Raw genomic sequence first — 8,025 nt, 5'->3', positions numbered from 1 at the left:
GGCCTGACTGAGCGACTGCAGCTCGGCGATCACCTGCGCGCGCTCGGCATCCAACGCGGCCGCACGGCCGACGGCGCCACCGGCGAGAAGCACGGCTGCGACGACCGCGACCGACACGATCCTTCGGATCACGCGGCGCGCCTCACCGCAGGAACCCCGCGTCGTCACCGAGCTGCGCATCCTGCTCCGAGATGTGAGCGCGGAGACCCGTGAGCTTCTCGGCCAGCACGAGGTTCGCCTCACGAGCCGCCTCGAGCTGCTCTCGCGTCTCGACGACCGCGGCCCGGGCGTCATCGAGAGCGTCGACACGCTGCTGGTCTGCGACCACCACGAGCACCGCTCCGCCGATCACCAGCAGCCCCCCGACGACCACAGCGACACCCCGCATATCGCTCCCCAGATCAAGACGTGCGTCCGGAACGATTCCGTACCGTCAATATATCCCCGGAGCGGGATGCCTGCTAGCTCGCGCCGACAGGTGCCGCAGAGCGGAATCGCCGCAGGCGCAGACTGTTCAGCACCACGAAGACGCTGGAGAACGCCATGGCGGCGCCCGCCAGCATCGGGTTGAGCAATCCGAGTGCGGCGAGCGGGATCGCCGCCACGTTGTACGCGAGCGCCCAGAACAGGTTGCCGCGGATCACGCCCAGGGTTCGCCGCGCGAGTCTGATGGCATCCACGGCACCCCACAGATCTCCGCGTACGAGCGTGAGGTCGGATGCTTCGATCGCGGCGTCGGTGCCCGTGCCCATGGCGATGCCGAGGTCGGACTGCGCGAGCGCTGCGGCGTCGTTGACGCCGTCGCCGACCATCGCGACGACGCGCCCTCGCTGCTGCAGCGCCACGATCTCGGCGACCTTGCCCTCGGGCAGCACCCCGGCGCGCACCTCGGTGATGCCGATGCCGTCGGCGACCAGCTCCGCAGCGCGGACGTTGTCGCCGGTGAGCAGCACCGGGTCGAGACCGAGACCACGCAACGACGCAATCGCATCGGCGCTCGAGGGCCTCACCTCGTCTGCGACCACCAGGACTCCGCGCGCACGGCCGTCCCAGGCGACGGCGACGGCCGTGCGCGCGTCACCCTCGGCACGGGTGAACGCCCCCGCGAGCTCGTCGTCGAGGCTCAATGCCCAATCGGCGAGGAAGGAGGGGCGCCCGACGACCACCGCTCGCTCCTCGACGATGCCGGTGACACCGCGGCCGCCGAACGCGCGGAAGTCGCTGACCGTCGGGAGACCACCGGTGCGCTCGAGCGCACCGCGCACGATCGCCTGCGCGATGGGATGCTCGGATGCATCCTCGAGGGCCGCGGCCGCTCGCAGCACCTCGGTGGGATCCTCACCGTCCGTGGAGATCACCTCGAGCAGCGTCATCCGTCCTGTCGTGACGGTCCCGGTCTTGTCGAGCACGATCGTGTCGACGCGTCGGGTCGATTCGAGCACCTCCGGTCCCTTGATGAGCACCCCGAGCTGTGCACCGCGCCCCGTGCCGACCAGCAGCGCCATCGGCGTCGCGAGTCCGAGCGCGCACGGGCAGGCGATGATGAGAACGGCCACGGCCGCGGTGAACGCGGCAGCCGCGCCTCCCCCGATCGCCAGCCAGACCACCAGGGTCAACGCCGCGATCACGAAGACGATGGGCACGAACACGGTCGCGAGTCGATCGGCGAGTCTCTGCGCCTCGGCCTTGCCCGACTGCGCCTGCTCGACGAGACGCGCCATGCGCGCGAGCTGGGTGTCGGCCCCCACTCGAGTGGCTGTCACGACGAGACGCCCACCGACGTTCACAGTGGCGCCCGCCACGGAGTCCCCCTGGCGCACCTCGACGGGCACGGACTCGCCCGTGAGCATGGAGGCGTCGACAGCAGATGCGCCGTCACGGACGATGCCGTCGGTGGCGATCTTCTCTCCCGGTCGCACGACGAACACATCCCCGACCAGCAGACGATCCAGGGGCACCCGCTCCTCCACGCCGTCGCGCAGCACCGCGACGTCCTTCGCGCCCAGTTCTCCGAGCGCGCGGAGTGCGGCACCGGCGCGGCGCTTGGATCGCTGTTCGAGAAAGCGCCCGAGAAGCAGGAACATCGTGACGCCGGCAGCCACCTCGAGGTAGATGCTGCCCAGGCCGTCACCGCGTTCGATCGAGAAGCGGAAGAGGTGGGTCATGCCCCACATCCCCGCGGTGCCGAAGAACAGGGCGTAGAGCGACCAGAGATAGGCGGCGGTCACGCCCACGGAGATCAACGTGTCCATGGTGACGGCGCGATGCCGCGCGTTCAGGGCGGCAGCCCGGTGGAAGGGCCACGCAGCCCATGTGACCACGGGCGTCGCAAGAACCAAGGAGACCCACTGCCATCCCGCGAACTGCAGCGGCGTGATCATCGACAGCGCGATCACGGGCACGGCCAGAGCCGCGGCGAGGACCAGGCGCAGACGCAGCAGCCGGTACGCCGGGTCGACCGCGCCATGCGCGTCGTTCCGGGGAACGGCGGCGGAGTACCCGGTGCGGACGACCTCGGCGATCACGTCGTCGACCGCGACGCCGGCCCCGGCTTCGACATGGGCCTTCTCGGTCGCGTAGTTGACCGACGCCGAGACCCCGTCCATGCGGTTCAGCCGCTTCTCGATCCGCGCGGCGCACGATGCACAGGTCATGCCGCTGATCTCGAGGTCGTAGGACACGGCGGTGTCGGTCATGGCGGGACTCAGACTCGCGCGGCGCTGTAGCCGGCCTCGTCGACGGCGGCCAGCACGGCGGCGTCGTCGACCGGGGCGTCAGAGGTGATGACCAGCGCGCCGGATGCGGCGCTGACCGCGATATCGGTCACGCCCGCGAGCTTCGCGACCTCGCTGCGCACCGACCCCTCGCAGTGCCCGCAGGTCATCCCGGTGACGGCGAATGTGGTGATCGTCATGTCCAGTCCTCTCGATCAGGTGGAATATACCCCCTGGGGGTATCTCCTCAGGCATGACAACTGTACACCTCCCCGGGGTATTCCCGCACCGGGAGGTCGTCAGCGGGAGGACGTGCGCGAGGCGAGCCGGCTCTCCGCCGCCGCCTGTCCGCTGGCGAGGTGACGCGGGATCAGGTCGCGGAGCGCATCGACATCGCGAGCAGTCACCGCCTCGAGGATCACCCGGTGCTCATCGGCCATTGCCGGCAGATCGTCGTGCTGACCGAAGAGCCAGCGGAGCCTGGTGACGAAGACACCGATCAGCTCGCTCAGCATCTCGTTGCCGGCAAGTCGTGCCGCGATCTCGTGAAACTCGGCGGCGGCGATCCGCGCGGCGTCGACGTCGCCAGCCTCCGCGGCGGCGACCTCGCGCTCGTAAGCGGAGCGCAGGCGCGCGATCCCCTCGTCGGAGTGACGCTGCGCCGCGAATACGAAGATCAGGGTCTCGATGGCCTCGCGGACCTCACCGAAGTCCTGGATGTCTCTCGGGGTGAACTCCCGGACGACTGCCCAGGTGCGGGGCCGCGAGATCACGACGCCCTCACCGACGAGCGCCCGAATCGCCTCGCGCACGGGCAGACGTGAGACATCGAGCTCGGCGGCGATGTCTCGCTCCACCAGGCGGGATCCGGGCGCACGACGCCCCAGGATGATGTCGTTGCGCAGAATGCGCGTCACCCGCACCGACTCGAGTTCGCCGGCAGCCCCCACGTCCGCCATACCGGAATTCTCTCACTCCGGCATCAGCGGGACAAGTTTGGTATCCCGTTTCAGCGGTCAGGGCAGACGGTTCGCGATCGCGAGGTTCGCCTCCAGCTCCTGCGCGTTCTGACGCACCACGTACGCGGGTCGATCGCGCTCGACGCGCCACGACTCACTCAGCGGTCCGACGTTCACGGTGTCGAAGCCGATCTCGTCGTAGAACCGCGTGACGAAGGCGACCGCCTCGGCGTCATCCCCCGCGGTGGCCAGCGCGCGACGGTCAGGCGTGCCGGCGGGCGTTCCGTCGGTCGTGATGTCCGCGGCGAAGATGTGGTTGAACGCCTTGGCGATGCGCGAGGTGGGCAGCTGCTGCTGCAGCAGCTCTGACGTCGTCGTCTCCCCCTTGTCGAGAGCCTCGATGTGACCATCGCGCTCGAAGTAGTAGTTGTTGGTGTCGAGCACGATCTTGCCGGCGAGCGGCTCTGCGGGCAGCTCGCCGATCCTGCCGAGGGGCACCGTGACCACAACTACCTCGCCGGCGTCCGCGGCCTCGGCCGCCGTCGCCGCCTTCGCTCGCGACCCCAGCTCTGCGACGAGGTCTGCGAGGGTCTCGGGACCGCGAGAGTTCGCGATCACGACGTCGTATCCGTTCGCCACCGCGACGCGCGCGACCTGGCTGCCGATGTGTCCTGCACCGATGATTCCGAGAGTGGTCATGTCGGGGCCAACACCGCGGGCGCGCGGCTATTCCCGCGCGTCACTCCCCGCGTCATCGTCTGCGACGTCGAGCAGGAACCGTTCTTCGACGCGCCGATAGCCGAGCCCCTCGTAGAGCCGGATCGCACCGTCGTTGAATCCGAAGACATGCAGTCCGATCGAGTCGGCACCGAGTCTGCGCGCCTCCCTCTCGGCCGCGAGCATGATGCCTCGCCCGAATCCTCTGCGCCGGTGGTCCTCCGCCACCTCGATGTCGAGGATGAATGCATGCGGATGCCCGTCGCGCACGCGCATCCCGATCCAGAGCACCCCGACCTCCGCGCCGCCACCGGCGCCCTCGGCGTGGGCCGTGAAGAGCTCCTGTCCGGCCGAGTCGAGGCCGTCCGGCAGCTCGAGCGCCATCTGGCGCTTCGATTCCACCTGCGCGTCGGGCTCGGAGTACCGGCCGGATGCCACGAGATCGGCGGCGAACGCCGCCTCGGACTCGGCAGCGAAGGTCTCGAACCGGGGTTCCGTCATCAGGAGCAGCTTCACAAGGCCGTCGGATCCGCGCGACACCGCGTCGGGCGATGTCGCCTCTCGATCCGGCAGCGGTTCGAGCAGCATCCGGATCGATGCGCACCGGAACCCTCGGCCGTCGACGAAGGCGCGCCCACCGGCGTCGGTCGAATAGAGCGAGACACTCACCCGCTCGACGTGATTGCGCCGGGCCGTCGTCGTGATCGCCTCGAACAGGCCGTCCAGCACGACGCGATCGGGAACGGCATCGACGGCGAGATCGACCAGGTGCAGGATGCCGCCCGTGGCGATCAACCACAGCGTGCCGATCTCGCGCCCATCGTCGACGATGCAGAGGATGCTCGAGGCCTCAGTGGCCACCCCCACGGGAAGCAGCTGATCGAGGAAGGCATCCGCGTCGATGACGGCGTCTTCGCCCCGCAGCATCCCGGACTCCTGTCGCAGTGCGATGAAGCGTGCTCTCGTCGCCTCCCGCCACGCGTCGAAGTGGCGTTCGTCGAGCGGTGTCAGCTGAATCGGCATGCTCCCATCCTCCACCCGGTCACCGGCATGCCGACACCGCGCGATCAGGACTTGTGCAGTGCATCCTCGACAGCGACCCAGGCGAGCATGGCGCACTTGACGCGGGCGACGTAGCGCGAGACGCCGCCGAGTGCCGCGACATCGCCGAGCAGCTCCTCGTCGGGTTCGATCTTGCCCCGCGACCGCATCGCCTCGCGGAACGCCGCGATCCTGACCTCGAGGTCGGCGACCGTGAGCCCTTCGGCGAGCTCGGCGAGGAGCGACGCGGAGGCCTGCGAGATCGCACAGCCGTGGCCCTCCCACGCGATCGCCTCGATGGAGCCGTCGCCGGCGCGATGCACCTGCAGAGTCACCTCATCGCCGCAGGTGGGGTTCACCTGATGCGACTGCGCGGCGATCTCCCCACGCAGGCCGTAGCCGTGCGGTGTGCGCGAGTGGTCGAGGATCAGCTCCTGATACAGGCCCTGCAGGTCGCTCATGCGCCCCTCCGGAAGAAGTCGATGGCTCCGGAGACGCCGTCGATCACCGCGTCCACCTCGGCTCCGGTCGTGTAGAGATAGGTGCTCGCCCGCGTCGACGAGGTCACTCCGAGCCGCCGATGCAGCGGCTGTGCGCAGTGATGTCCCACCCGCACCGCGATGCCGAGGTCGTCGAGGAACTGGCCGACGTCGTGCGAATGGATGCCCTCGACGTCGAAGCTCGCGAGGCCCACCCGAGGCAGCGCGATGCCCGCACCGAGCACGCGGACGCCGTCGATCGCCGTCAGCCCGTCGACGAGACGACGACCGAGCTCGGCCTCATGAGCAGCGATGCGCGGCATGCCGACCGCCGAGAGGTAGTCGATCGCGGCAGCGAGCGCGACGGCCTGCGATACACGCTGAGTGCCCGCTTCGAAGCGCTGCGGCGGCGGGAGGTATTCGGCCTCGGTCGTGGTGACCGTCGTGATCATCGACCCGCCGGTGAGGAAGGGCGGCATCGCCTCGAGCAGCTCCCGGCGCCCATAGAGGGCGCCGATGCCCGTGGGGCCGAGCATCTTGTGTCCGGAGATCACCGCGAAGTCGACATCCAGTGCGCGCACGTCGAGCGGCAGGTGCGGCGCCGACTGGCACGCGTCGAGCACCACCAGCGCCCCGACCGCACGGGCCGACGCCACGAGCTGCTCGACGGGATTGACGACCCCGAGCACGTTCGACACATGGGTGAACGCGACGAGCTTCGTCCGTTCGCCGATGATCTCCGCGACGGCATCGAGCCGCAGCGCGCCGTCATCGTCGAGAGGGATCACTCTGAGCGTCGCTCCGGTGCGGGCCGCGAGTTCCTGCCACGGTATGAGATTCGCGTGGTGCTCCATCTCGGTCGTGACGATCTCGTCGCCCTCGCGCAGGCGGAAGCGTTCGGCCGCCGCACCGCCGCGGCCGAGAGATGCGTTCGAGATCGAGTAGGCGATCAGGTTGAGGGCTTCGGTCGCGTTCGAGGTCCAGACGATCTCGCCCTCGTCGGCGCCGATGAAGCGCGCCACCGTCGCGCGGGCGTCTTCGAACACCTCCGTGGCCTCTGCGGCGAGCGTGTGCGCACCGCGATGCACGGCCGCGTTCAGGGTGGTCGCGAACTCGCGCTCGGCGTCGAGTACGGCGAACGGCCGCTGCGACGTGGCCCCCGAGTCGAGGTAGGCGAGCGGATGCCCGTGCACCTCGGTCGCGAGGATCGGGAAGTCGTCGCGGAGCCTCGTGACCTCTTCTTCCGTCAGCGGACGGCCGCTGGGCGCGGCGATGACATCGGCTCGGGACGGAGTGCTCATCCTTCTAGCTTCTCATCCGACGGCTCCGACCGGGTCGCGCTCGCCGTCGTTCCGACGCCGTCCTCGCCCTGTGGTCTCCTCTCAGGGACGCACGACGATGTGCTCGATCGCCTCCGGCCCCAGGGCACCCGTCGCCGGGTCGACGTAGCGCAGCGTGATCCGGTGCAGGCCGGGCCGCAGATCGAGGATGCTCTCGGCCCACCAGCCGTCTTCGAGCACGGCCGTCGCCAGAGGCGAGCCGTCGACGGTCACCACGACGGATACCTCGGCGATCCCGTGGATCGAGAGCTCCACGTCGTCACTCGCCCCGTCGGCGTCGGCGTCGATTCGTTCCACGTGACGGGCCCCGCCCGCTCCGAGCACCGAGGGGAGCTCGAACACGACCGGACCGAGCGGAGCGCTCAGCGATTCCCTCCCGGTGTGCGGGGACGTATGCCGAGCCGTGATCGTCATGCCCTGGTGGAGCGAGACCGGGTCGATCGCGACGGCGTACGATCCGTCGTCCGCGACCACGGTCGCGCCCACGACCAGGCCGCTCTCGTCGAGGATCGCGACATCGCTGCCGGGCGTTCCCGTGCCGGTCACGTCGGGAGGAACCGTCGCCGGCTGCGGGATCACCCAGGCGATCGTCACGGGCGGCTCGGTCGGCTCGACCGCGGGAGGCGGGGTCGGGGATGGCGTCGGAGTCGGAGTCGGAGTCGGAGTCGGAGTCGGAGACGGCAGTGGGGTCGGCGCGCCCCTCGGAGGTGCACTGGGGTCGACCGCCGGAGGCGTCGGCGCCGCACTCGGTGCCGTCGGCTCCCCCGTGGGCGCT

10 protein-coding genes are annotated in these 8,025 nt (G+C 69.7%); 1 reads left to right on the top strand and 9 read right to left on the bottom strand.

The genetic code is table 11. The annotated features are described in order from the left end of the window. Positions 1-142 precede the first annotated feature (142 nt). The 9 genes from RTM68_RS15120 to RTM68_RS15080 all read right to left on the bottom strand — a co-directional run bounded on the left by RTM68_RS15120 (position 143) and on the right by RTM68_RS15080 (position 7,796). A complete protein-coding gene (locus RTM68_RS15120) occupies positions 143-388 on the bottom strand; it encodes a hypothetical protein (protein ID WP_312172451.1) in 246 nt (81 codons plus the stop codon). Between the two features lie 73 nt (positions 389-461). Continuing rightward, positions 462-2,696: a heavy metal translocating P-type ATPase gene (locus tag RTM68_RS15115; RefSeq protein ID WP_312172449.1), complete on the bottom strand. Its 2,235-nt coding sequence runs from the start codon at positions 2,694-2,696 to the stop codon at positions 462-464. Positions 2,697-2,704: 8 nt separating this feature from the next. Beyond that, a complete protein-coding gene (locus tag RTM68_RS15110; RefSeq protein WP_312172447.1) occupies positions 2,705-2,914 on the bottom strand; it encodes a heavy metal-associated domain-containing protein in 210 nt (69 codons plus the stop codon). 99 nt (positions 2,915-3,013) lie between these two features. After that, positions 3,014-3,673, bottom strand: a complete 660-nt coding sequence (locus RTM68_RS15105; protein ID WP_312172445.1) for a GntR family transcriptional regulator — start codon at positions 3,671-3,673, stop codon at positions 3,014-3,016. A gap of 57 nt (positions 3,674-3,730) precedes the next feature. Beyond that, entirely contained in the window at positions 3,731-4,372 is a 642-nt protein-coding gene (locus RTM68_RS15100; protein WP_312172444.1) for an NAD(P)-binding domain-containing protein, read from the bottom strand. Between the two features lie 27 nt (positions 4,373-4,399). After that, the gene (locus RTM68_RS15095) at positions 4,400-5,413 is read right to left on the bottom strand and encodes a GNAT family N-acetyltransferase (protein ID WP_312172441.1); all 1,014 of its coding nucleotides are present in this window, start codon (positions 5,411-5,413) and stop codon (positions 4,400-4,402) included. Between the two features lie 44 nt (positions 5,414-5,457). Continuing rightward, the gene (sufU, locus tag RTM68_RS15090; RefSeq protein ID WP_312172440.1) at positions 5,458-5,892 is read right to left on the bottom strand and encodes a Fe-S cluster assembly sulfur transfer protein SufU; all 435 of its coding nucleotides are present in this window, start codon (positions 5,890-5,892) and stop codon (positions 5,458-5,460) included. Beyond that, positions 5,889-7,211, bottom strand: a complete 1,323-nt coding sequence (locus tag RTM68_RS15085; protein ID WP_312172438.1) for a cysteine desulfurase — start codon at positions 7,209-7,211, stop codon at positions 5,889-5,891. Before RTM68_RS15085 ends, sufU begins: the two co-directional genes overlap by 4 nt. A gap of 81 nt (positions 7,212-7,292) precedes the next feature. Beyond that, complete coding sequence (locus tag RTM68_RS15080; RefSeq protein WP_312172436.1) at positions 7,293-7,796, bottom strand: Ig-like domain-containing protein; 504 nt, start codon at positions 7,794-7,796, stop codon at positions 7,293-7,295. Here RTM68_RS15080 and RTM68_RS15075 point away from each other — a divergent pair. After that, positions 7,786-8,025: hypothetical protein (locus RTM68_RS15075; RefSeq protein WP_312172434.1), on the top strand; the 240-nt coding region annotated here is incomplete at its 3' end. The genes RTM68_RS15080 and RTM68_RS15075 overlap by 11 nt on opposite strands.

The sequence above is a fragment of the Microbacterium sp. genome, assembly GCF_031988965.1.
Lineage (GTDB): Bacteria > Actinomycetota > Actinomycetes > Actinomycetales > Microbacteriaceae > Microbacterium.
Note: the sequence above shows the minus strand (reverse complement) of the source record. Positions and strands in the feature narration are given on the sequence as shown.